Genomic DNA, 24,113 nt, shown 5'->3' on the forward strand with positions numbered 1-24,113 from the left:
ACCATGGAACTGACGACCTTCTGGTTCATCCTGATCGGGGTCCTGTGGACGGGGTACTTCGTCCTGGAGGGCTTCGACTTCGGGGTCGGGATCCTGCTGCCGATCCTGGCGCCGCGCCGCGACGGGCACTCCGAGATCGACCGCCGCGTCATGATCAACAGCATCGGGCCGGTGTGGGACGGCAACGAGGTGTGGCTGCTGGTGGCGGGCGGCGCGACGTTCGCCGCGTTCCCCGAGTGGTACGCGACGCTGTTCAGCGGGTTCTACCTGCCGCTGCTGCTGATCCTGGTGGCGCTGATCGTCCGGGGGCTCGCGTTCGAGTACCGGGGCAAGATCGACGGTGACCGGTGGCGCCGCAACTGGGACCGCGTGATCTTCTGGGGCTCGCTCGTCCCGGCGTTCCTGTGGGGGGTCGCGTTCGCGAACATCGTCCGCGGTGTCCCGATCAACGCCGACCACCACTACACCGGGAACCTGTTCACGCTCCTGAACCCGTACGCGCTGCTGGGCGGACTGACGACGCTGCTGGTCTTCGTCCTGCACGGCGCGGTGTTCCTCGCCCTCAAGACCGACGGCGAGGTGCGGTACCGGGCGCGGGCGTTCATCACCCGGACGTGGCTGCCCGTCGCGGGCGTCGCGGCGCTGTTCCTCGTCCTCACGCAGCTGTCGGACGGACGACCGGCGACCTGGGCGACGGCCGGGGTCGCGGCGATCGCGCTGCTCGGCGGCATCGCCGCCGCGCTGCGGGGCCGGGAGGGCATCGCGTTCGCCGGGACGGCCGTCGCGATCGTCGCGACCGTCGCGACGCTGTTCGGGAACCTGTGGCCGGACGTGATGCCGTCCAGCACCTCGGCCCTGTTCAGCCTGACCGTCGAGAACGCCTCGTCCACGCCCTACACCCTGAAGGTGATGACGTGGGTGGCGGTGCTGTTCACGCCGGTCGTCCTCCTCTACCAGGGGTGGACGTACTGGGTGTTCCGCAAGCGCCTCACGCGGCACGCCATCGCCCCGTCCTCCGCGCAGGCCGCGGCGGGCCTCGGCGCCGACGGGCAGGCCTCGGCCGGACAGATGCCGTGAAACCCCTCGATCCGCGGCTGCTGCGGTACGCGCGGGCGGCGCGGGCCTACCTGGCCGGCACCGTCGCGCTCAGCCTCGCCACGACGGTCCTCGTCCTGGCGCAGGCCGTGCTGCTCGCGCGGATCCTGGCGGACGCCTTCACCGGCTCCGGCGCGGACGCCCGCGACTTCGCCTTCCTCGCCGTCGTGATCGCCCTGCGCGGGCTCGTCACGTACGGCGGGGAGGCGACGGCGCTGCGGGCCGCCGCGAAGGTCAAGTCCCAGCTGCGGCGCGCGCTGGTCGAGCACGCGCTGCGGCTGGGCCCCGGCCGGCTCCGGGCGCCCGGCGAGGTCGCGACCCTCGCCGTCCGGGGACTGGACGCCCTGGACGCGTACTTCGCCCGGTACCTCCCGCAGCTCGTGCTGGCCTGCGTCGTCCCGGTCGCGGTCCTCGCGGTGATCTTCGGTGCGGACCCGCTGTCGGCGGGAGTCATCGCCTTCACCCTGCCGCTCATCCCCGTCTTCATGATCCTGGTCGGACTGCACACCCGCGCGCGCACCGAACGCCAGTGGCACCTGCTGGAACGCCTCGGCGGACACTTCCTGGACGTGGTCGAGGGCCTGCCCACCCTGAAGGTCTTCGGCCGGGCCAAGGCGCAGGCGGCGGTGATCCGGGAGGTCACGGACACGCACCGCCGCGCCACCATGCGGACCCTCCGCATCGCGTTCCTGTCGGCACTCGTCCTGGAACTGCTCGCGACCCTGGCCGTGGCGCTCGTCGCGGTCGAGGTCGGCCTGCGGCTCCTGCACGGCGGGCTGCCGTACGAGACCGCGCTGATCGTCCTGCTCCTGGCGCCGGAGGCGTACCAGCCGCTCCGCAACGTCGGCGCCCAGTTCCACGCCAGCATGGAGGGCGTCACCGCGGCCGAGCGCGTGTTCGAGATCCTGGAGACGGAAGCACCGGACGCCGCGTCCGGCGACCCCGGCGCGGAAGCGCGGCTCACCCTCGACGGCGTGACCGTCCGCTACCCCGGACGGGACGTCCCCGCCCTCAGTGACGTCACGCTGGAGGTCGAGCCGGGCAGGCGGCTCGTCGTCATCGGCCCCAGCGGATCCGGCAAGAGCACGCTCCTCGGCCTGTTCCTCCGCTTCGTCGAGCCGACCGAGGGGCGGACCGGGTTCGGGCACGTCCCCGCCGCCGAGTGGCGCACCGGCCTGTCCTGGGTGCCGCAGGACCCGTACCTGTTCGCGGGCAGCGTCGCCGACAACATCCGGCTCGCCGCGCCCGACGCGGGTGACGACGCCGTCCGGGAGGCCGCCCGCCTGGCCGGCGCCGACTTCATCGACGCCCTGCCCCAGGGGCTGCGGACCCCGCTCGGCGAACGCGGCGCCCGGCTTTCCAGCGGGCAGCGGCAGCGCATCGCGCTGGCCCGCGCCTTCCTGCGCGACGCGCCGGTCCTCCTGCTGGACGAGCCGACCGCGCACCTAGACGCCGCGACCGCCGCCGGCATCCGGAACACCGTGGAGCGGCTCATGACCGGGCGGACCGTCGTCCTCGTCACCCACGACCACTCCTGGACGGCGACCGCCGACCGCGTGGCCGTCATCGAGAACGGGCGGCTCCACGTCCACGACACCCTGGCGGCGGCATCATGACGACCTCGCAACCGCTCGCCCGCCGGTTCGCGGGGAGGCCGCGTGCCCCGCTCGGGTCCTCGGGGCGGGGGCCGCTGATGCGGCTGCTGGGATTCGCGCGGCCGATGCGGGCCCGGCTGGCGCTCGCCGTCCTCGCGGGCGCCGGGACGACGATGGCGGGGATCGCGCTGCTCGGCGTGTCCGGGTTCCTCATCGCGCGCGCCGCCGAGCGGCCGAGCGTCACGGCGCTGACGATCGCGGTCGTCGCGGTCCGCGCGCTCGGCGTCGGCCGCGGCGTGCTCCGCTACGTCGAACGGCTGACCTCGCACGACGTCGCGTTCCGCGTGCTCTCCGACGTCCGCGTGAAGATCTACCGGCGGCTCGCGAGGATCGCCCCGGCCGGGCTGCGCGAGTTCCGCTCCGGCGACCTGCTGGCCCGGCTCGTGTCCGACGTCGACACGACGCAGGACCTGTTCGTCCGCGGCGTCATCCCGGTCGCGTCGGCCGCGCTGGCGGGCGGCGCCGCCGTCACGGCGTGCGCGTTCCTGCTGTCCCCGGCCGCCGGGACGCTCGCCGCCGGGCTCCTCGTCGCGGGCGTGCTCGTGCCGTGGTGGGCGACGGTCCTGACCCGCCGTGCCGCCGACCGGGCCGCCGCCGCGCGCGGCGAGCTCGCGACCCGCGTCGTGGACGTCCTGTCCGGCGCCCCCGACCTGATCGCGTTCGGCGCGCAGGACCGGGCGCTCGCCGCCGTGGCCGCCGCCGACGGCGACCTCACCGCGCAGGCCCGGCGCGGCGCGTTCGCGGAGGCGCTCGGGGCGGGCCTCGTCGCCGCCGTCACCGGCGCCACCGTGTGGACGGTCCTGCTCCTCGGCGTCACCGCCGTCGAGGGCGGCACCCTCGGCCGCGTCCCGCTCGCCGCCCTCACCCTCACCGCCCTCGCCGCGTTCGAGGTGGTCGTGGGGCTGCCCGCGGCGGCGGCGCGGCTCGCCGAGACCCGCTCGTCCGCCCGCCGGATCACCGCCGTCCTGGACGCGCCCGAACCGGTCCGCGACCCGGACCGGCCCCGTCCCGCCCCGGACCGGCCCCTGACCGTCCGGATGCGCGGCGTGCGGGCCCGCTACGGCCCGGACGAGCCGTGGGCGCTCGACGGCCTCGACCTCGACCTCGCCCCCGGCCGCCGCGTCGCGCTCGTCGGACCGAGCGGCGCGGGCAAGAGCACGGCCGCGTCCGTCCTGCTGCGCTTCCTCGAATACGGCGCCGGCACCGTCACCCTGAACGGGCACGACCTGCGGAAGCACGCGGGCGACGACGTCCGGCGGCTGATCGGCGGCTGCCCCCAGCAACCGCACGTGTTCGACAGCACCGTCCGGGAGAACCTGCGGCTCGCCGCGCCCGGCGCGTCCGACGAGCGGCTCCGCGCGGCCGCCGCCGAAGCGCGCCTGCTGCCGTGGATCGAGTCCCTGCCGGACGGCTGGGACACCCCGGTCGGCACGCGCGGCACCGCCATGTCGGGCGGCGAGCGCCAGCGCCTCGCACTGGCCCGCGCGCTGCTGGCCGACCCCGCGGTCGTCATCCTGGACGAACCCACCGCCCACCTCGACCCGGACGCCCGCGCCGCCCTGACCGCCGACCTGCTGCGCGCCACCCGGGGCCGGAGCACCCTGCTGATCACGCACGATCTGGCGGGCCTGGACGAGGTCGACGAGATCGTGGTCCTCGACGGCGGGAAGGTCGTCCAGCGCGGAACCCATGACGACCTGGTCGGCCGCGACGGCCTCTACCGCCGCATGTGGTCAGGCAGCGCACCAGCGGAGGCGGACGCAGCCCCGATCGGCGTCGAACTCTAGGCGGACGGTCACCCCGCCCGCGGCGACCGTCCAACAGGCACAAGTTCATCCCGCACCCATCTCCGCGTACCCCGGCCCCCGAACGGGACCCCTTTTCCAGACGCATCGAGCGCTCGCGTCTCAAGGCGACGGGGTACGGCGAGACCAAGCCGGTCGCGTCCAACACCAAGCCGGACGGCTCCGACGATCCCGAGGCCCGCGCCAAGAACCGCCGCGTCGTCATCTCCGCCCAACGGAAGTGACGGCCGCCCCCTCACCTCAGCGCTCGCGCGGTCTCCGGAACGTGGCACCGACGTCATACCCGGCGTGTACAAAGGGGACGTGAGCGACTGGGACGAGGGTGCGCTGGGGCGGTTGCGGGCCGCCGCGCATCGGGGCGACGGGCGCGGCGGGGTCGCGGTGCTCGCCGGGCGTCCGCTGCTTCCCGTGCTCCAGTACGCCGGTGACGTGCTCGTCGCGGCGCTGGCCCAGGACGTCCCGGACGCGGAGAAGCTCGTCCGGCAATGCCTCGCCGAGCTCCACCGGCGCGGATCGTCCGGCGACCGGGAACTCGCCGACGAGGTCGCGGGGGCGCTCGACGGAGCCGGCACGCGACTCGAGCCGCTGCCGGTCGACCTCGGGGCCGTTGCGGCCGCGCTGGAGGACGGTACGCAGTTCCTCGACCTCGTCCGGGGCGATGTCGTGGACGAGATCCACGACGAATTCGGGCGGTGGCTCACCATTCCCCGGGAAGACATCGGGGACGGTGAGGAGGAACGGCGCGGAGCCGCGCGGCATTGGCTCGCCTCGCGGGGGTTCCGGGCCGTTCCCCGCAGCCTCTAGGAACCCGGCCTGACCAAGGGGAACGGGATCGTCTCGCGGATGCTCCTGCCCGTGAGGGTGATGAGCAGGCGGTCGATGCCCATGCCCATTCCGCCGGCGGGGGGCATCGCGTATTCGAGGGCGCGGAGGAAGTCCTCGTCGAGCTCCATGGCCTCCGGGTCGCCGCCCGCGGCCTGCAAGGACTGCTCGGTGAGGCGCTGCCGCTGCAGGATGGGGTCGATCAGCTCCGAATAGGCGGTGCCGAGTTCGAGGCCGAAGACGATGAGGTCCCATTTCTCGGCGAGGCGCGGGTCGTCGCGGTGCGGGCGGGTCAGCGGGGACGTCTCCGCCGGATAGTCGCGGACGAATGTCGGCGCCATGAGGCGTTCCTCGACGAGTGCCTCGAACAGTTCCTGGACGACCCTTCCCTGCCCCCATTGCGGATCGAAGCTGAGGCCGATCCTCTCGGCGTACTTCTGGATCTCGGCGACCGGGGTGTCGGGGGTGACCTCCTCCCCGAGGGCCTCGGAGACGGAGCCGTAGACGGTGATCTCCTGCCAGGGGGCGGCGAGGTCGTACTCGACGCCGTCGCGGACGACGACGGTGGTGCCGAGGGCGGCCTTCGCGGCGTCCACGACGAGGGAGCGGGTCAGTTCCGCCATCGTGTCGTAGTCGCCGTACGGCTCGTACGCCTCCAGCATCGTGAACTCGGGATTGTGCTTGGGGGAGACGCCCTCGTTGCGGAAGTTGCGGTTCAGTTCGAAGACCTTGCCGACGCCGCCGACGAGGAGCCGCTTCAGGTACAGCTCCGGTGCGATCCGCAGGTACAGCTGCATGTTGTAGGCGTTGATGCGGGTCGTGAACGGACGGGCGGTCGCGCCGCCGTGGACCGGCTGCAGCATCGGCGTCTCGACCTCGAGGTACCCGCGGTCGCGGAGCCCGTCGCGGACGGCGGCGATCGCGTCGCCCCGCGTCCGCAGCATGCGGCGGGACTCGTCGCTCACGATGAAGTCGACGTAGCGCTGCCGGACGCGGGCCTCCGGGTCGGAGAGGCCGGAGCGCTTGTTCGGCAGGGGGCGCAGGCACTTCGCGGTCAGCGTCCAGGACGACGCGAGGACCGACAGCTCGCCGTGCCGGGAGGTGGCGACCTCGCCGTCCACGCCGACCTGGTCGCCGAGGTCGATGAGGGCCTTCCAGCGGTCCAGGGGGTCGGCGCCGAGGGTGTCGGCGGCCAGGATGATCTGCAGGTCGCCGGTCTCGTCCCGGAGCGTCACGAAGATCAGCCTGCCGTGCTCGCGGGCGAGGACGACCCGTCCGGCGACGGCGACGCGCTCCCCGGTGCGGGTGTCGGGCGGGAGGTCGGGGAAGCGGGCGCGGATGTCGGCGGCGTGGTCGGTGCGGGCGAAGCCCAGCGGGTACGGCTCCAGGCCCGCCGAGCGGATCAGGTCGAGCTTGGCGTGCCGGACGCGCTCCTGCTCGGAGAGGCGGCGGTGCGGGGCGCGGGCGGCGTCCGCGGCGTCCTCGATCTCCTTGATCTTCGCGACGAGCTCGGCGGACGGCACGGTGGCGGCGATCCGGTCGAGCTTCGGGCGGCGGAAGCTCGGCAGGAACCCCTCCGCGCGCGCGTACGCGATGCCGAGCCGGACGATGTCGCGCCCCTGCCGGTAGCAGATGTAGCGCGGACGCCATGTCGGCATGTACTTGGCGTTCGAGAGGTACAGCGACTCCAGCTGCCAGAACCGGGACGCGAACGACAGGAACCGGTAGTAGAGGCGGGCGATGGGGCCGGCGCCGATCGCGGAGCCGCGGGCGAACGCCGAGCGCAGCATCGCGAAGTTCAGCGACAGCTGCTGGGCGCCGACGGCGGGGGCCTTCTCCGCGAGCTTGGCGACCATGTACTCGTTCAGGCCGTTCTCGGCGAGGCGGTCGCGGCGCATCAGGTCGAGGGACAGCCCGGAACGGCCCCACGGCACGAAGCTGAGCAGGCCGCGCAGCGTGCCCCCCGCGTCGAACGCCTCGACCATGACGCAGCGGCCGTCGGTGGGGTCGCCGAGCCGGCCGAGGGCCATGGAGAACCCGCGTTCGGTGTCCTCGCCGCGCCAGGCGTCGGCGCTGCGCAGGAGCGCGGCCATCTCCGCGGCGGGGATCTGCGAGTGGCGGCGGATCCGGAACGTGTACCCGGCCCGCTCGACGCGCCGGACCGCCTGCCGGACCTGCCGCATCTCGCGGCCGTCCAGGTTGAAGTCGGTGAGGTCGAGGATGGCCTCGTCGCCGAGCTCGAACGCGTCGAAGCCCTGCCGCCGGTAGATGTGGGCGGCGCGCTCGCCGACGCTGACGGCGCCGGGGATCCAGGCGTGCGCGCGGCATTCGCCGAGCCACGCCTCGATGGCCTGCTCCCACGACTCGGGGTCGCCGAGCGGGTCGCCGCTGGCGAGGGAGACCGAGCCCTCGACGCGGTAGGCGATGGCGGCCTTGCCGTTCGGCGCGAGGATGACGTCCTTGTCGCGGCGCAGCGCGAAGTAGCCGAGCGAGTCCTGGTCGCCGTACTTGGCCAGCAGGACGCGCGCCGCGAGCTCCTCGGGCGGGCTGAGGACGGGGTCGCGGCGGCCCGGCCGGAACAGCGCCCAGAACGTCCCGACGAGCAGGCCCGTGCCGAGGACCCAGAGGATCGCGTCGACCCAGAGGGGCACGTAGACGTCGATCGGCTTGCCCGTGACGCGGGGACCGAGTCCGGTCTGCATGATGGCGTAGACCGGATGCGTCCAGAAGTCGCCGCCGCGGTTGCGGTCGGTGAGGGTGACGATGATCGTGCCGATGACGCCGGTGACGAGCAGCAGGCCGGAGAAGACGAGGGCGGCCAGGCGGCGGTTGGCGCGGTCGGGCAGCGTCGTGAACTGCCGCCGCCCCGCGACGAGGAGGCCGAGCGCGGCGAGGTAGAAGGAGGTGCAGACGGCGAGCCCGGCGGGGGTCGGCTCGTCGGGGTCGAGCAGGGACGTCAGCATCCCGGCGACGCTGAGCACCGCCAGTGTGCAGAAGATCACGACGAGGATGCGCCAGGCGGCCTTCTTCCGCCGCCGCACGCCCATCGACAGCAGGAGCCAGAGCAGGCCGAGGGGGACGCTGGGGATCGCGCCCAGATAGCCGATCCACCGGAAGGCCCAGATGTCGAGCAGTTCGAGGATGAGACCATAGGACGCCCACCCGAGCAGCGACAGGATCCCGGAGAGCCGGGTGTACCAGAAGAAGATCGTCGGCGTCGCCTGGATGAGCTGCCGCCACTCGGCCGACAGGCCCTTGTCGCCCATGGTCCCCCCGTCGCCGTTCCGTGTGGCCCGCCCGTTCCTATCGGGTGAGCCCTTCATACCGGGTGAGACCTTCATATCGGGTGACACCTTGCTCACGCTCCCGCCTGGACGGTGTGGTGGCGAGGCGCACACCGAACAGCGGTACGGGCGCGAACCTGGACGTGGTCCCGAGCGTCGTACGTCTGGGGGGTCAAGCGGTGCAAGCTCAGTCCAAGGATGTCAGTAAAAGTCGATATGGTCGCGGATATGCCTAGTGAGACCTCCGGCGCGCGCCTGCTCGCCCGCCGTTACCGCCTGGTCGCCCACGTCGGCCGGGGCGGCATGGGAACGGTCTGGCAGGCGCACGATGAGGTCCTCGGTCGAGACGTCGCGGTGAAGGAGGTCATCCTCCCGCATGGTCTCACCGACGACGAGCGCGCCGTGCAGTACAAGCGCACCTTCCGCGAGGCGAGGACGGCCGCCCGGCTCGGCCACCCCGGCGTCGTCACCGTGTACGACGTCGTCGAGGAGGACGGCCGGCCCTGGATCGTCATGGAGCTCATCAAGGCGCGCTCCCTCGACCAGGTGATCAAGGACGAGGGGCCGATGGAGCCCCGCCGCGCGGCGGACATCGGCCGGCAGATGCTCGCCGCCCTGCACGCCGCGCACGACGCGGGCGTCCTGCACCGGGACGTCAAGCCCAGCAACGTGCTCGTGACCAGCACCGGACGCGCGGGCGACCGCGCCGTCCTGACCGACTTCGGCATCGCGACCGCCTCCGGCGACGCCACCCTCACGCAGACCGGCCTGGTCATGGGGTCGCCCGCGTACATCGCGCCGGAGCGCGCCCGGGGCCGCACGGCCGGTCCCGCGTCCGACCTGTGGTCGCTCGGCGTCACGCTGTACGCGATGGTGCACGGCAGGTCGCCGTTCGAGCGCTCCGAGCCGATGGCCGCGCTGGTCGCGGTCATCTCCGAGGAGCCCGAACCGCCGCACCGCGCCGGCCGGCTCACCCCTGTCATCGAGGGGCTGCTCCGCAAGGACCCCGACGCGCGGATGGACGCGATCGAGGCAGGCGCGCTGCTTGACGACATCGTCCGGCGGGAGACCATCGACGACCAGCGCACCCTCGCCGTCGACTTCCGCGAGTCGCAGCCGCCGGCCGAGGCGGCCCGGACGCGGGTCACGCCCGTCGCGGAGACGCCGGAGGATCCCGTGCCCGCGGCGTCCTGGACGCCCGACTCCTGGGACGCGGGCCCCGGCACGCAGGCCGCCGGGGCCGCCGCGACCGGACCGGCCGGGCAGGGTGGCCGCGCGCGGCCCGCCCTCAACCGGAACGCCCTGGTCGTCATCGGCGCCGTCCTGGCGCTGATCGTCGTGGTGGCGGGGATCGCGCTGGCCGCGTCCGGCGACGACGACAAGAAGGGCGAGCGCAAGGGCGCCGCCACGCCGACGCAGAAGAAGCAGACGCCGACGCGGAAGGCGTCCGACCCGCCGACGTCGGCGACGCCCACGGCGAACGGATCGACGCTCCCGGCCGGTTTCCGGATGTACGAGGACCCCAGCGGCTACTCGGTGCCCGTCCCGAAGGGCTGGAGCGGACCCGAGCGCAAGCAGGGCGGCGACTTCTTCTACGCGCCCGACCGGCAGACCTACATCCAGATCGGCCAGACGAAGGACCCCGGTCCGAGCGCGATCGGCGACTGGCGGAACCAGGAGCGCGGCGGCAGCGGCTTCCGCGCCTACGAGAAGATCAAGATCGCGCCGACCGGCGACGAGCCGCCGGTGCCCGACACCGGGAACGGCGACAAGTCCGCCGACTGGGAGTTCACCTTCGACGGCGGCGGCACCCGGATGCACATCCTCAACCGCGGCTTCGTCGCGAACGGGTACGGCTACGCGATCCTCGTCCGCGCGCCGGACGCGCGGTGGAAGACGGTGATCGCCGAACTCCAGCCGGTGTACCGGTTCTTCGAGCCGGCGGGGGAGTGAATGCCGGCCGGGAGACCCGTCGGGCGATGCCGAACCGTGAGCGGGGATCGGTAGGGTCGCGACTCATGTCGGACGGGGAACATTCGGGCGCGGGACGGCTGCTCGCCGGACGGTACCGGCTGGTGTCGGTGGTCGGCCGCGGCGGCATGGGCACGGTGTGGCGGGCGCGCGACGAGACCCTGCACCGCGACGTGGCGGTGAAGGAGGTCGCGCTGCACCACTCCCTCACCGCCGAGGAGCGCGCCGACCGGCACCGGCGGACCCTCCGGGAGGCGCGGGCGTCGGCGCGGCTGAACCACCCGGGGGTCGTGACCGTGCACGACGTCGTGGACGAGGACGACCGGCCATGGATCGTCATGGAGCTGGTCGACGCCAGGTCCCTGCAGGACGTCGTCGACACCGGCGGGCCGCTGCCGCCTGAGCGGGCCGCCGCGATCGGCCGGCAGGTCGTGGCGGCGCTGCGGGCCGCGCATGCGATCGGCATCCTGCACCGGGACGTGAAGCCCGCGAACGTGCTGGTCACCGATGACGACCGGGCCGTCCTCACCGACTTCGGCATCGCGCAGATGGCGGGCGACGCGACGCTCACCCGCACCGGCCTGATCATGGGATCGCCCGCCTACATGGCGCCGGAGCGGCTGCGGGGCGAGCGGGCGATCCCGGCGTCCGACCTGTGGGCGCTCGGCGCGACGCTCTACACGGCGTGCGAGGGCAGGTCGCCGCACCACCGGAGCGACGCGATGGCGGTGATCGCGGCCGTGATGACGCTGGACGCGCCACCGCCGCGCAGCGCCGGGCCGCTGACCCCCGTGCTGCGGGGCCTGCTGGAACGCGACCCGGTCCGGCGGATGGGCGCCGACGAGGCGGACAGGGCCCTCGCGGCGGTCGCCGCCGGCGAGGCCGCCCCGCCGGTGGAGGACCGCACGAGTCCCGTCCCGGCGCCCGCGCCCGTCCCGGAGCCCGTCGCCGCGCCCGTTCCCGTGCCCGTTCCGGACGAGACGGCGCCGGTGCCGGGCACGGCGGCGCGGGAGTGGGCGCCGCAGGAACCCGCGCGCGAGCGGCGCCGCGCGCTGCCGTTCATCGCGGCGGGCGCCGCCGCGGCCGTGATCGCCGTCCCGGCGGCGGTGTTCGTCCTGATGGACGAGGACGAGGCGAAGCCGTCCGAGCCGCCCGCGCTCGTTCAGGCCACGGGGGCGTCCCCGGCGCCGGGTGACACTCCGCCCGCCACCGGGACATCGCCGGCCACCGGGGCCTCCTGGCCGGACGGCCTCGTCCGGGAGACCGGAACCGGCTACTCGATCGGCGTCCCCCGCGGCTGGCGGCGCACCGAGCGGGGCGCCAGCACCCTGTGGATCGACCCGGTGACCGGCGGGTACGTCCAGGTCGACCGCACCCCGTGGACGGGCGACCCCTACGAGCACTGGCGGATCTGGCAGCGGGAGGCGATGGCGGACGGGAAGCTGCCCGGCCTGCGGGTCCTGCGCATCACCCGCACCCGGGTGGGGAGCGTCCCGGCCGCCGACATCGAGTTCACGTGGAACCGCGCCGGCGGTACCCGCGCCCGTGACCGGGGGGTCATAGCGGGCGGCAGGTCCTACGCGGTCGTGGTGGCGCTGCCGATGTCCGGGTGGAGCGGCAACGCGGCGCTTGTGAAGAATGTGCTCGACACGTTCCGTCCTCAAGGGGTGGGATGAACTCTTGGGGGACCATCTAGTCATGGAACAGGCACGTCTCCTCTCGGGCCGCTACCGGCTCGACTCGGTGGTGGGCCGCGGCGGCATGGGCACCGTGTGGCGCGCCTACGACGTCATGCTCGATCGCGAGGTGGCCGTCAAGGAGGTCGTGTTCCCGCCCGGCCTCACCGACGCCGAGCGGGGCGTCCTGTACGAGCGCACGTTCCGCGAGGCGCGGGCGTCGGCACGGCTCAGCCACCCCGGCGTGGTCACCGTCCACGACGTGGTGGAGGAGGCCGACCGGCCCTGGATCGTGATGGAGCTCGTCCTCGCCCCGTCGCTGCAGGACCTGCTCGACCGGGGGCCGCTGGAGCACCGCCGGGTGGCGGAGATCGGCCTGCAGATGCTGGCGGCGCTGAAGCACGCGCACGAGAAGGGCATCCTGCACCGGGACGTCAAGCCCAGCAACGTGCTGATCACCGACGCGGGACGGGTCGTCCTGACCGACTTCGGCATCGCGCAGGTGGAGGGCGACGCGACGCTGACGCAGACGGGCCTCGTCATGGGGTCGCCCGCGTACATCCCGCCGGAGCGGGCGCAGGGAGAGCGCGCGGTCCCGGCGTCCGACCTGTGGGCGCTCGGCGCGACCCTCTACGCGGCCGTCGAGGGACGCTCCCCCTACGAGCGGTCGGACGCGATGTCGTCGCTGCAGGCGGCGCTCACCGAGCCGGTCCCGCCGCCGCGCAACGCGGGGCCGCTGAGCCGGGTCCTGGAGGGGCTGCTCGCCCGCCAGCCGGTGCACCGGATGACCGCCGCGCAGGTGCAGCCGCTGCTGACGCAGGTGGCGACGGCGCCGCTTCCGGTGGCGCGGGCCGCGGCCGAGACCGTGCTGGACGAGCCGTCCCGGATGCCGGGGCGGCGCGACGGCGACCCCGCCGAGACGATCATGGACCCGTCGGACCTCGACTCGATCACCCGTCCGGACCGGGGGGACCGGCACCGGGAGCAGCCGCGGACCCTGCTGGAGAACGACTGGTCGGTGCCGCCCCCGCAGCGGAACGGTACGCCGGAGCCGCAGCCGAGCGCGTCGCCGCCGTGGGACCGGCCGCCCCGGCAGCGGTTCGAGCAGGATCAGCGGTTCGAGCAGGCACAGCGGTACGGGCACCGGTACGAGCAGCCGGGGCAGTACGGGAGCTGGCAGGGGTCCGCCGGGCCGCGCGCGCACTCCGGTGGCGAGCGCCGCAAGACCGTCGTGGTCGTGACGATCGCGGTGCTGCTCATCGTGGCGGCGGTGCTGCTCGGCGCGTTCATCCTGCGGCAGAAGCTCGGGACGGGCGCGCTGCCCGCGCCCGAGCCGCGCCCCGTCGCGAGCGCCGTCGCGAACGCTCAGTCCGGCCCGATGCCGAGTGCGGAGATCGCGGCGCCGCGCGCCTGAACCGACGGCCGCTCCGCCACCACGTCCGTCATGACCATGGACGGCGGGGTCAGCGGCGGCGGGTGCTCGGGGGTGAAGGTCACCGGTATGCCGAGCAGTTTCGACGCCATCCTCGTCGTGTAGATCGCGACGTCACCGGTGAACGTGAGCGTGCCCGCCGTGATGCGCGTGGTGGTGCCGCCGTGCCGGGAGGTCTGGTCGACGTCCTTCAGGACGGCCTTGGTCATGCTGAACTTCAGTGCCCTGACCGTCCCCTCGGCGGAGGGGAGCAGCGCGACGCCGTCGTAGCTGAGCCCGGACATCGTCAGCGACGACGCCCGCAGGGTGCCCGGGTCGCTGGAGACGCGATACCCGCCGCTCTTCTCCGGTGCGCTCATACCGCGCGCCGTGCGAGTGGGCGCGGGGCTCGGCGCGGCGGACGGGTCCGGTGGGGGAGTGGGCGTGAGCAGCGGGAAGCCGAGGACGGCGGGCACGGCCAGAGCGGTCAGCCGGCCTTCCCGCCTCACCGAGGGCACCGCCACGGGCCCGGCCGTGCGCCGCGCCCGTGTCTCCGGGACGTTCTTCTTCACGGGCACCCAGGCGACGGCCATGGCCCCGCCGACGACGCCGAGCAGCAGCCCCAGGAGGAAGCCGCCGAAGTTGGACGTGAGGAACGAGGCGATGGAGAGCAGCACCGCGAGGATGCCGTAGAAGATCCGCAGCATCGGTTGCGCCCACATCAGGGCACCGGCGGCGATGAGGATCGCGCCGATGAGCCAGCTCGCCACGCCGGCCATGCCCTGGTGCACGATCAGGGGCACCGGCGCGAGGGGGATGGCGATGAGTTCGAGCCCGGCGAGGACGACGAGCAGGCCGCCCCAGAAGGGACGGGTCCGCCGCCAGCGGCTGAATCCTCGCGGCCGGGTGGTGTTCATCGGAAGCACTCGTCGCCGAACCCCATGTGCAGGTCGCTCAGCCTGAACGTCCCGGCGGTGGTCGCCCACGCGGTCTGCTCGACGTCGCTCAGCCTGACGGTCCTCGCCTGCTGGCCGAACGCGCCGGCCGGGCCGCGGGAGTTCCTCCCGGCCCTGTCGAGGGTGCCGGCGTCGCGGCCGATCTCGATGTCCTCGAACAGGGCGTCGGCCTTCAGCTGCTCGACGTCGAGAACGAGGTCCGTCGCGTGGACCGGGTTCTTCTTGTCCGTGCCGGCGGTGAGGCGCAGGGTGACCCCGAGGACCTTCACCGACTGGCACAGGTTGTAGATCTTCGCGTCCTGGATGACCGAGACCTGGACGGGGTGCCTCTTGCCGCCGGCCTCGACACGGGCGCCGCCGTACTGGGCGAAGCCCGTGCCGTCGATGTGGTCGGCGCTGACCTTGAAGCTGCTGCCGGAGACGGCGAAGGAGGAGGCGATGGCGCCCTGCCCCGTCATGAACATCAGCGCGCCGGCGCAGGCGGCGGCGGGGAGGGCGACGGCCGCGAACCGCCTCCAGCGGACGCCGCCGGCGGCGGTCTCGGCGGGGTCGTCATCGGGGGCCTGGGAGGACTCGTTCATGGCGGGCTCGCTCCGCGTCTATCGCTGGACTCAGTGTCAATAGAGCTGGTGGAGCAAGATCCTATTGATCACGGAAAGTGACATTTCAGAGGCGGAAGGCCCGCCGCTCCGGGGCCGAAGGTCCCGGAGAACCCAGGCCGCGCCTCGCCCGGCGGCACGTCGGGTACCCGGTTCACTGCCCGGCGGAGAACGCCTCCAGCGCCGCCCGCAGCTCCGCCACGTGGTCGGGCAGCTCCTCCGCCGGAAGACCGGCCTGCTGCCGTGCGACGTCCTCCTCGATGAGCACGAGCCGCTCGTCGAGGGCCTTCAGCACCCGCTCGGCGCCGTCCGCCGCACCGCCGGCCCCGGCGGCGTCGTCCTCCAGCGTCCGGCGCAGCAGCTCGGCCTGCCCGCGGAGCCGCTCGGTCCGGCGGTGCAGCTCCACGAAGATCGACACCTTGGCGCGCAGCAGCCACGGGTCGAACGGCTTGGTGAGGTAGTCGACCGCGCCCGCCGCGTAGCCCCGGTACGCCTGCTCGCCGGAGGCGCCCCCGGCGGTGAGGAAGATGATGGGGATGTCGCGGGTGCGGGGCCGAGCCTTGATCCGCCCGGCGGTCTCGAACCCGTCCATCTCCGGCATCACGACGTCCAGCAGGATCAGCGCGAAGTCGTCGGTCAGCAGCTCGCGCAGCGCCTCCTCGCCCGACGACGCGAGGACGAGGTCGACCGGCAGCGCGTCCAGCACCGCGGCGAGCGCGATGAGGTTCTCCTCGCGGTCGTCGACGGCCAGGACCTTCGTCGGCTTCGGCACCGGGCTCCTTCACACGGTCGGCTGACGGACTGCCCGCCAAGCCTGTCATGCCCGCGCCCGCCGTGACAGCCGATCCCTAGGGCAGCCACCCCGGCTTCACCAGCCCCGTCTCGTACGCGAACACGACGAGCTGCGCCCGGTCGCGCGCGCCGAGCTTCACCATCGTCCGGCTGACATGCGTTTTCGCGGTCGCCGGGCTGACCACCAGGCGGGCGGCGATCTCCTCGTTGGACAGGCCCTCGCCGACCAGCGCCATCACCTCCCGCTCCCGGTCGGTCAGCGCGTTCAGCACCGCGTTCAGGCGCGGCGACGCGACCGGCTCCTTCGCCCGCGCGGCGAACTCGGCGATGAGCCGCCGGGTGACGCTCGGCGAGAGCAGCGCGTCGCCCGCCGCGACGGCCCGGACGGCGTGGATCAGCTCGACCGGCTCGGTGTCCTTCACGAGGAACCCGCTGGCCCCGCCGCGCAGCGCCTCGAAGACGTACTCGTCGAGCTCGAACGTGGTGAGGATGACGATGTGGACGCCGTCGAGCCGCGCGTCGGCGGCGATCTGCCGGGTCGCCGACAGGCCGTCCAGGCCGGGCATGCGGATGTCCATCAGGATGACGTCGGGACGCAGCCGCCGCGCGTCCGCCACCGCCGCGGCGCCGTCGCCCGCCTCGCCGACGACCTCGATGTCGGGCTGGGCGTCCAGCAGCGCCCGGAACCCCGCGCGGACGAGCGCCTGGTCGTCCGCCAGCAGCACCTTGATCATTCCGTCTCCCCTTCCCGGGGCGGCGGCGTGTCGAGCGGCAGCCGCGCCTCGACCGTGAACCCGCCGCCGGTGCGCGGCCCGGCGCTGAACGCGCCGCCGAGCGCGGCGGCCCGCTCCCGCATGCCGCGGATGCCGCTGCCGCCCGACCGGTCGTCCAGCAGGGGGGCGCCGCGCCCGTCGTCCTGGACCCGGATCACGATCTCGTCCTCACCGTAGGCGATCCGGACCCGCGCCGTCACCGGCCCCGGACCGGCGTGCCGCGTCACGTTCGTCAGCGACTCCTGGACGATCCGGAACGCGGCGAGGTCGGTGCTCGCGTGCAGCGGCCGCCGCTCTCCGGCGACCTCCAGCTCCACGCGGAGCCCGGCGGCACGGGCGCGGCCGAGCAGCTCCTCGAGCCGTTCGAGGCCCGCGGTGGGTGATCGGGGCGCGCTCTCGCCGTCCGCGCGCAGCGCCCCGATCACCCCCCGCATCTCGGTGAGGGCCTCCTTGCTCGCCTCCTTGATCGCGGCGAGCGCGGTGCGGGCCTGCCCCGGGTCGTCGTCCATGAGGTGCAGGGCGACGCCCGCCTGCACGTTGATCATCGAGATGTTGTGGGCGAGGACGTCGTGCAGCTCCCGCGCCATCCGCAGCCGCTCCTCGCTGACCTGGCGGCGCTCCTCCTCGGCGCGGCTGCGGGCCGTCTCGGCGGCCTTCTGGGCCCGCATCCGGACGAGTTCGGCGGTGACGAGCACGACCAGCGCCCAGCCGGTCACGAACGTCATCGCGATCAGGCTCGGCTCCTCGACCGGGAACGGCCGGCCGCCGGTGCCGCGCCGCTCGAACGGGACGCCGATCACCGAGGTGAGCGTGAAGTACCCGGTCAGCGCCGCGCCGGTGCCCCCCCACGCGGCCACCCGGTGCCCCGTCATGACGGCGCCGAACATGGCGATCGCGACCGCGAACGGCGCCGGACCGTAGGGGTAGGCGCGCAGGTAGTACAGCCCGGCGAGCGTGGCGACGGCGGCGAGCGTGAGCACCGGCCAGCGGCGGCGCAGCAGCAGCAGCGCGGGCCCGCCGACGAGGATGGCGACGCCGAGCGGGTCGAGCGCGGTGCTGCCGATCGGCTCCCCGTGCTCCCAGGGGCCCCGGTCCTCCTGGGCGCCGTACGTCCCCATCAGCATGACGGCCGCCGCGAAGGCCGGCAGGACCCAGACGGGCCACCGGGCGGGACGCGGCGGATGCGGCCGGGCCCGCGCGGACGGCGTTGTGCTCATGCTCCAGCACGTTAGCCACCGGCGCCCGGCGCCGCATCGGCCCGGGGGAGTCACCGTGCGTACTCCCGCGGAGGTAGCCGGGCGTCTCAGGCCGTCCAGCCGATCGGGAGGCGGTCGAAGCCGTTCCGCGCGCCCGACCGCGCGGGGACCGGCTCGCCCGCCGGGACGGCCCGCCCCGGGCGGTCCAGCAGCGCGCACAGGAACGCCCGCAGGTGCGTGCGCGCCAGCAGCGCGCCCAGGCAGGCGCGGGACCCGTACCCGAACGCGACGTGCGGGCGGGCGCCGCGTCCCGGCAGGTAGCGGTCGGGCTCGAACCGGCCGGGCTCGGGGAACGCGTCCCCGTCGCGGTTCGCGGACGCCAGCCACAGCGTCACCCGCTCGCCCGGAAGCAGCGGCACCCGGCCCAGGGCGGTGGCGCGCCGCACCGTCCGCCGGACCCGCGCGACGGGCGTCCACCAGCGGAGCATCTCCTCGACGGCGCTGTCGAGGAGACGGTCGTCGGCGCGCTCCGCGCGGAGCCGCGCGTAGGAGCCCGGGTGGTGCAGCAGCGCGGCCAGCCCGCCGGCGAGGGTGTTGCGGAGGGTCTCCGGCAGGTCGGCCGCGACCTGGGCGAAGTCGACGGGCGTGTCGTCGGGGATACGGCTCAGCAGCGCGGCGGCGGGCGGGTCCATGTCGAGCGGGGCGTCGCCGCCGGCCGGGGCGGCGCCGGAGGACGGGCCGTGCAGGATCCCGTCAGGTTCCGGCGCGAACATCTCCGGGTGCGCGAGGGCGTGCCGGACGTCGGCGTACCGCAGCACGGCCCATGCGCCGGCGCCGCCGGCGGACCGCCCGTCCAGCCAGACCACCGGCGTCCGGCGGCGCAGCCGGTCCAGCCGGTCGTAGGGGACGCTCAGCCCGCGAGCCATTCTCCCGTCTCCACGCTGACGAGCCCGTGCCGGGCCGCCTCGATGACGGCCTCGCGCTGCGAGTGCACGCCGAGCTTGGTGAGGACGCTCTGCACGTGGCTGCGCGCGGTGCTGCGGGTGACGCCCATCGCCCGCGCGAGGGCCTGCGTCGACTCGCCGCGGGCGAGCCGGGTCAGCACCTCGCGTTCGCGCGGGGTGAGGAACCGCGCGACCCGGTGCGCCTCGCTGCGCGGCCGGTCCGCGCCCGTCGGCGGCCTCCGTTCGGCGACGACCTCGCCGGCCTCGACGCGGGTCAGGAGGGCGAGGATGTCGCCCGCCTGCTGACCCTTGTGCGCGAACCCCCGGACGCCCGCCGCGACCCCCGCGTCCAGCACGCGCTGCTCCAGGAAGCCGGTGAGGACGACGTACCGGGTGCGGGGCGCGGCGGCCCGCAGCCGCGGCATCCAGTCGAGCGCCGTGCCCGACGGGAACCGCAGGTCGATCAGGCAGATGTCGGGCTGCGCCGCGCGCAGCAGCGGCAGCGCCTCCGCCGGGGAGTAGCCGACCCCGACGACGGTGTGCCCGGCGTCGGCGAGCACGAGCGACAGGGAGTCGGCGAAGACGGCGTGGTCGTCGCAGATGAGCACCCTCATGGATGGCGCCGCCAGTCGTCGGCCTCCGGCTCCGGATCGGCGGCGGGGACGGGCGGAGAGGACGGCAGCAGCATCCGGACCCGGGCGCCGCCCAGCTCGCACGTCCGGATCTCCAGGGCGCCGCCGTAGCCGGAGATGAGGTCGTGGACGATGCCGAGGCCGAGCGACGCGAGCCCGCGCGGGGCCGCCGGACCGGCTGCTCCGAAGCCGGGGCCGTCGTCGTCGATCCGGATCTCGACCCGGTCCCCGTCGTGGGCGACCCGCACGTCCACCCGGCCGGCGGCGAGCCGGCAGGCGTTGTCGAGGACGTTGCGGACCGCGCGCCACAGCGCCACCGGGTCGATGTGGGCCCACGCCTCGCCGCCCGTGAAGGAGATCGAGCGCGCGGTGGCGAGCCGCATCCCGGTGACGACCTCGGCGGCGAGCTCGTCGACGCGGATCCGCTCGTACCCCGGCGGGACGTCGCCGAAGTCGCCCTCGTCGAGCCGGCGGAGCAGATGGTCGAGCCAGCGGGTCTCGCCGAGGAGCTGCTCGACGCGGGCGCGGCTGCCGGTGCCGATGTCGTCGGCCACCGCGACGGCGGACGCCAGCATGACGATCGTGCCGAGCTCGTGCCGGATGTCGTGGCGCAGCCGGCGCCGCCCCAGCTCGTCGTCGTCGCGCGGAGCCGTCGGGTCCGCGTGCGGCGGGCACCGGAACGGGTCGGCGGAGGGGAGCGTCGCGGCTCCGGTGGGCTCCTCGCGCGGTGGCGAGGACCGAGACTTCCCCTGGTACATGAATAACCCCCGTCTGATATTGCCGGCACCGACTCGACGGTCACCCGAAAGGGTGGGTGTGTCCAGATGAAAGGACGCCACATGGTGCAGCCTGACCGGAAGTGGACAAGTAATCGGGCAGGTAAACTCGTGCCTTTGACTCTGCGTCCTGTCAGGATTGTCGGCTTGCTCTGTTTCCTTTCTTCATGCCGACGTCGTAGCCGCCTTGCGCCTATGGACGGGTGCGCCGGACCGCTCGCCGGGCGACGCTCACCCTATGCCGACGGTCACATTTCTCGGACATGCGGGGGTGGCGCTGCACGCCACGGCGTTCCGGCTGCTCGCGGACCCGTGGCTCGCGCCGACGGGGGCCTTCCTCGGGTCCTGGCACCAGTATCCCCGAAACGATCACCTTGACCTGGACGGCGTCCTCGACGCCGACTGGATCGCGATCTCGCACGAACACCTAGATCATTTCGATCCATGGGTCATCGAGCGCCTTCCGAAGAGGACGAGAATCCTCATTCCGCACTACCCCGGACCGGCCTTCCGGGAACGCATCACCACGGTCGCGGGTGCCCGCCAGGTAATCGAGATACCGGCCTGGGAGAAATTCCCGCTGGACAATAGGGGATCTTGGATCACGGCGATTCCGGAGCTGTCTCCGATGTGCCACGACGCCGCCTTTCTGGTGGTCGCCGACGGGCGCGCCGTCCTGCACTGCAACGACGCCCGGCTGACCGCCGCGCAGGCGCGCCGAGCGAAGCACCTGGCGGGCGACCGGCTCGACCTGATGGCGGTGCAGACGTCCGGGGCGTCCTGGCACCCGATCTGCTACGAGTACCCGGCCGCGGAGATGGCGCGGCATTCGCTGGGCAAGCGGGTGTCGAAGCTCCGCGCCGTGCAGCGCCTCGTCCGGCAGACCGAGCCCGAGCTGGCGGTGCCGTTCGCCGGGCCGCCCTGCTTCCTGGACGCGGACGTCCGCGGCCTGAACTGGGTCCTCGACCGCGAGACCGGCGCGTTCTGCGACCCGGAGGCCGCGACGGACTGGCTGCGCGAGCACCTGCCCGCGCAGCGCTGGGACCACTTCGAACCCGGTGACGTGCTCGACCTCGACACCGGCGCGGTCGTCCGCGACCCGGTGTCGGCGGAGTTCTCCTTCGCGGACGCCGGCCGCGCGGCCTACCTGGAGCGGTACGCCGCCGACCGGGCCGGGCACATCGCGGCCGCCGTCGCGGAGTTCCCCGAGCCGGGGCCGGGCCTGTACGACCGCTTCGCCGAGCACTTCCGGCATCTCGGCGGGCTGAGCGACTACTTCCTGAAGCAGATCGCGATGCTGGTCCGGTTCGAGATCACCGGCCCGCACGGCGGCACCTGGGACGTCGACTTCACCCCGGACGGGCTGACCATCGGTCCCGCCGACCCCGCCGCCCGCCCGCACTACCGCGTCACCACCGCCGGCCGGTGGGTGGACGCGGTGCTCACCGGCAGGCTGGCGTGGGAGGACGTCCTGATCTCCTTCCGGGTCGGCCTCTACCGGGACCCGGACGTCTACAACGACTACCTCGTCGGGCTGCTCAAGCACGCGAACGCGCCCGCGCTGCGGGCGGTCGAGATGTACGAGACGTGCCGGGACGAGAGCGAGCGGATCGTCGTCGAGAGCGCCGGCCGCCGCTACGACATCCCCCGCTACTGCCCGCACGCGGGCGAGGACCTGGCGGTCGGCGCGGTCGTCCGCGACGGGCTGGTGCACTGCCTCGCGCACAACTTCGCCTTCGACCTGGAGACCGGCGCGTGCGTGAACGCGCGGGCGGCGAACCTGACGAGCCGTCCCCTCGGCTGACGTGCTAGGTTTTCCCGGGGTTTCTGGGGGTTTGGGTGAATCGCAGCAAGGCCGGCCTGATGGCCGTCGGTTTCGTCGTGGCCGTCGTCGTGATGGAGATCCTGGCGTTGAAGCTGGGCTCCTTCGACTTCCCCGTCCCGGACGAACCGTCCCGGACGGCCGTCGCCGAGAACCCCGGGCAGTAGCGGAGACCGGTCGACGGCGCGGGTCCTACCCGCGGGCGTGCCGCGCGCGGAGGATGCCCTGCAGGTCGGGCTGGTCGCCGCCGGCCGCGTCCGCGAGCGTCGGGCACGCCCATTCCTTCTGCCGCCCCCACGAGTACGAGACCTCCAGCGGGGCGCGCGGGGCGAGCCGGTCCCAGCGCTCCAGGATCTGCCGGAACTGCCGCTCGGTGGGCAGCCAGTACTGCTTGTCGCCCTTCGAGCAGGTCTGGCCGAACGTCTGGAACACCGGAGCGACCATCGTCCGGGGGATGCCGGCCTTGTCGGCGAGCCGCACCATCCGGTCGATCGCGTCGATGTTGCAGTCGTCCTCGGCCTCGACCCCGCCCTTGCACGGGTACGGGTCCAGCCCGACGAGGTCGACGCCCGTGCGCTCCGGCGCGACCGGCTTCATCGGCCAGTCGGTGAGCGCGATGTAGGACACCTGCCCCGGCGCGTGCCGCCGGATGTGGTCGGCGCGGCGGCGGATCTCCCGCGCGATCCGCGGGCACTCCTCCGGGTTCGGCTCGTCGGACAGGTACCAGCCGTACACGCGCGGGTCGCGCCCGAACCGCTCGACGGCGCGCGTGAACGCGGGGAAGTCCAGCTCGAAGCCGCCGCAGGTGAAGTTGCCGACCCACAGCATCGCCCGCATCCCGGCGGGGACGCGGGCGAGCTGCGACTCGTCCGGCTGCGCGTCGACGAGGTCGTAGCCGAGCGCCCGCAGCCGCGGGTAGTCGGCCGGATCGGTGTTCAGCGCGATCCGGCGCGTCCCGCCGGGCTGTGTGGCGGGCCGGCCGGGGGTGGCGAGCGGCCCCTCGTACGGCTCGTAGCCGGACGTGCGTTCGCGCAGGTAGAACAGCCCTCCCGCGGCCAGCACGAGCGCCGCGGCGACGGCCGTGATCGTGAACCGGGCGTCCCGGACGTCCATGCCCTGCCTCCCTGCCGTTCCTCACCGACGCGCCGTCAGGCGGCGGAACCGGGCTCCTCGGCCGGACGCGCGGTCTCCGGCGGCGGAACCGGGGCCGGGGCCTCGGTCACCGTCCCGTCCGGCCTCACCCGCAGCGGAGCCACCCGGAAGCCGAGGACGTACCAGACGGTGTCGAACAGCGTCCGGAGCGTCGCGCGCATCGACGGGTCGCCGAGGTAGACCTCGTCGACCGCGGCCTGGGCGGGGGCGAGGCGCTTGACGTAGAAGGCGAGGTCGACCTCCTCGCCGGGCGGCAGGACGTCGGTGTCCCGGAACCTGACCTGGGACACCCCGGTCATCCCCGGCCGGTGGTCGAAGATCCACCGCCAGCGGTCGTCGTAGTACACGGCGAGGTCGTAGGTCTCCGGGCGCGGCCCGACGAGCGTCATGTCGCCCCGCAGGACGTTCACGAGCTGCGGGATCTCGTCCAGGTAGTAGCGGCGCAGCACGCGGCCGACCCGGGTGACGCGGGGGTCGTGGGTGGCGGTGACGGTGAGCCCGCCGACGCCCTGCCGCATCGTCCGGAACTTGTACATGGTGAACGGCCGGCCGCCCTGGCCCACGCGCGTCTGCCGGAAGATGCCGGGGCCGCGGCTCGTCAGCCGCACCAGGAGGTAGACGACGAGCAGCAGCGGGACGGACAGCAGCGTCAGCCCGGTGAGCGCGACCGTGATGTCCAGGGCGCGGCGGCCGACCGAGGGCGGGATGCCGTGGGAGGCGTCGAGGGGACGGGCGATGAGTTCCTCGGGCAT

20 protein-coding genes are annotated in these 24,113 nt (G+C 73.8%); 9 read left to right on the forward strand and 11 right to left on the reverse strand.

Going from position 1 to position 24,113, the window contains the following annotated elements:
- The first annotated feature begins 3 nt into the window (after positions 1 to 3).
- From cydB to IE99_RS30275, 4 genes are all read left to right on the forward strand, one after another.
- The gene (gene cydB / locus IE99_RS0113435) at positions 4 to 1,077 is read left to right on the forward strand and encodes a cytochrome d ubiquinol oxidase subunit II (protein ID WP_030169174.1); all 1,074 of its coding nucleotides are present in this window, start codon (positions 4 to 6) and stop codon (positions 1,075 to 1,077) included.
- A complete protein-coding gene (gene cydD, locus IE99_RS0113440) occupies positions 1,074 to 2,711 on the forward strand; it encodes a thiol reductant ABC exporter subunit CydD (protein ID WP_030169177.1) in 1,638 nt (545 codons plus the stop codon). The genes cydB and cydD overlap by 4 nt, the downstream gene beginning before the upstream one ends.
- Positions 2,708 to 4,537, forward strand: a complete 1,830-nt coding sequence (gene cydC / locus IE99_RS0113445; protein WP_157610265.1) for a thiol reductant ABC exporter subunit CydC — start codon at positions 2,708 to 2,710, stop codon at positions 4,535 to 4,537. Before cydD ends, cydC begins: the two co-directional genes overlap by 4 nt.
- Positions 4,538 to 4,858: 321 nt before the next feature.
- Positions 4,859 to 5,359: a hypothetical protein gene (locus IE99_RS30275; protein ID WP_157610266.1), complete on the forward strand. Its 501-nt coding sequence runs from the start codon at positions 4,859 to 4,861 to the stop codon at positions 5,357 to 5,359.
- Here IE99_RS30275 and lysX read toward each other — a convergent pair.
- A complete protein-coding gene (gene lysX / locus IE99_RS0113455; RefSeq protein WP_030169188.1) occupies positions 5,356 to 8,643 on the reverse strand; it encodes a bifunctional lysylphosphatidylglycerol synthetase/lysine--tRNA ligase LysX in 3,288 nt (1,095 codons plus the stop codon). The two genes, IE99_RS30275 and lysX, sit on opposite strands and share 4 nt — an antisense overlap.
- A 246-nt stretch (positions 8,644 to 8,889) precedes the next feature.
- On the opposite strand from lysX, the gene IE99_RS0113460 reads away from it, so the two are divergent.
- The 3 genes from IE99_RS0113460 (at position 8,890) to IE99_RS30280 (ending at position 13,722) form a co-directional block, all read left to right on the forward strand.
- The gene (locus IE99_RS0113460) at positions 8,890 to 10,614 is read left to right on the forward strand and encodes a serine/threonine-protein kinase (RefSeq protein ID WP_037559352.1); all 1,725 of its coding nucleotides are present in this window, start codon (positions 8,890 to 8,892) and stop codon (positions 10,612 to 10,614) included.
- A gap of 65 nt (positions 10,615 to 10,679) precedes the next feature.
- Positions 10,680 to 12,308 carry a serine/threonine-protein kinase gene (locus IE99_RS33040; protein ID WP_051712465.1) on the forward strand — a complete coding sequence of 543 codons (1,629 nt, stop codon included), beginning with the start codon at positions 10,680 to 10,682 and terminating at the stop codon, positions 12,306 to 12,308.
- Positions 12,309 to 12,330: 22 nt separating this feature from the next.
- Entirely contained in the window at positions 12,331 to 13,722 is a 1,392-nt protein-coding gene (locus IE99_RS30280; RefSeq protein WP_051712466.1) for a serine/threonine-protein kinase, read from the forward strand.
- On the opposite strand, the gene IE99_RS0113475 is transcribed toward IE99_RS30280, so the two are convergent.
- The 8 genes from IE99_RS0113475 to IE99_RS30290 all read right to left on the reverse strand — a co-directional run bounded on the left by IE99_RS0113475 (position 13,674) and on the right by IE99_RS30290 (position 20,369).
- Entirely contained in the window at positions 13,674 to 14,636 is a 963-nt protein-coding gene (locus IE99_RS0113475; RefSeq protein ID WP_030169200.1) for a DUF6114 domain-containing protein, read from the reverse strand. The two genes, IE99_RS30280 and IE99_RS0113475, sit on opposite strands and share 49 nt — an antisense overlap.
- Positions 14,633 to 15,256, reverse strand: coding sequence for a DUF6230 family protein (locus IE99_RS0113480; protein WP_030169203.1), 624 nt, complete (start codon positions 15,254 to 15,256; stop codon positions 14,633 to 14,635). The genes IE99_RS0113475 and IE99_RS0113480 overlap by 4 nt, the downstream gene beginning before the upstream one ends.
- A gap of 172 nt (positions 15,257 to 15,428) precedes the next feature.
- Complete coding sequence (locus IE99_RS0113485) at positions 15,429 to 16,046, reverse strand: response regulator (protein ID WP_030169206.1); 618 nt, start codon at positions 16,044 to 16,046, stop codon at positions 15,429 to 15,431.
- A gap of 76 nt (positions 16,047 to 16,122) precedes the next feature.
- Positions 16,123 to 16,800 (reverse strand): response regulator transcription factor, encoded by a 678-nt coding sequence (locus IE99_RS0113490; protein WP_030169208.1) that lies wholly within the window; start codon positions 16,798 to 16,800, stop codon positions 16,123 to 16,125.
- Positions 16,797 to 18,056: a sensor histidine kinase gene (locus IE99_RS0113495; protein ID WP_051712467.1), complete on the reverse strand. Its 1,260-nt coding sequence runs from the start codon at positions 18,054 to 18,056 to the stop codon at positions 16,797 to 16,799. Before IE99_RS0113495 ends, IE99_RS0113490 begins: the two co-directional genes overlap by 4 nt.
- Positions 18,057 to 18,142: 86 nt before the next feature.
- Positions 18,143 to 18,961, reverse strand: a complete 819-nt coding sequence (locus tag IE99_RS30285; protein ID WP_030169216.1) for a cytochrome P450 — start codon at positions 18,959 to 18,961, stop codon at positions 18,143 to 18,145.
- Positions 18,946 to 19,593 (reverse strand): response regulator, encoded by a 648-nt coding sequence (locus tag IE99_RS0113505; RefSeq protein ID WP_030169220.1) that lies wholly within the window; start codon positions 19,591 to 19,593, stop codon positions 18,946 to 18,948. Before IE99_RS0113505 ends, IE99_RS30285 begins: the two co-directional genes overlap by 16 nt.
- Positions 19,590 to 20,369 (reverse strand): sensor histidine kinase, encoded by a 780-nt coding sequence (locus IE99_RS30290; RefSeq protein WP_051712469.1) that lies wholly within the window; start codon positions 20,367 to 20,369, stop codon positions 19,590 to 19,592. Before IE99_RS30290 ends, IE99_RS0113505 begins: the two co-directional genes overlap by 4 nt.
- Positions 20,370 to 20,625: 256 nt before the next feature.
- Between IE99_RS30290 and IE99_RS0113515 the strand changes: the two genes are divergently transcribed.
- Complete coding sequence (locus tag IE99_RS0113515; RefSeq protein WP_030169226.1) at positions 20,626 to 22,191, forward strand: Rieske 2Fe-2S domain-containing protein; 1,566 nt, start codon at positions 20,626 to 20,628, stop codon at positions 22,189 to 22,191.
- Positions 22,192 to 22,226: 35 nt separating this feature from the next.
- A complete protein-coding gene (locus tag IE99_RS31860) occupies positions 22,227 to 22,376 on the forward strand; it encodes a hypothetical protein (RefSeq protein WP_157610267.1) in 150 nt (49 codons plus the stop codon).
- A gap of 25 nt (positions 22,377 to 22,401) precedes the next feature.
- Here IE99_RS31860 and IE99_RS0113525 read toward each other — a convergent pair whose 3' ends face one another.
- Together IE99_RS0113525 and IE99_RS0113530 are read right to left on the reverse strand one after the other, a co-directional pair.
- Positions 22,402 to 23,322, reverse strand: coding sequence for a hypothetical protein (locus IE99_RS0113525; RefSeq protein WP_030169229.1), 921 nt, complete (start codon positions 23,320 to 23,322; stop codon positions 22,402 to 22,404).
- A gap of 35 nt (positions 23,323 to 23,357) precedes the next feature.
- Positions 23,358 to 24,113: a sugar transferase gene (locus IE99_RS0113530; RefSeq protein WP_051712470.1), complete on the reverse strand. Its 756-nt coding sequence runs from the start codon at positions 24,111 to 24,113 to the stop codon at positions 23,358 to 23,360.

Origin of the sequence: Spirillospora albida (assembly GCF_000718255.1) — a bacterium.
In the GTDB taxonomy this organism is placed as follows: domain Bacteria; phylum Actinomycetota; class Actinomycetes; order Streptosporangiales; family Streptosporangiaceae; genus Spirillospora; species Spirillospora albida.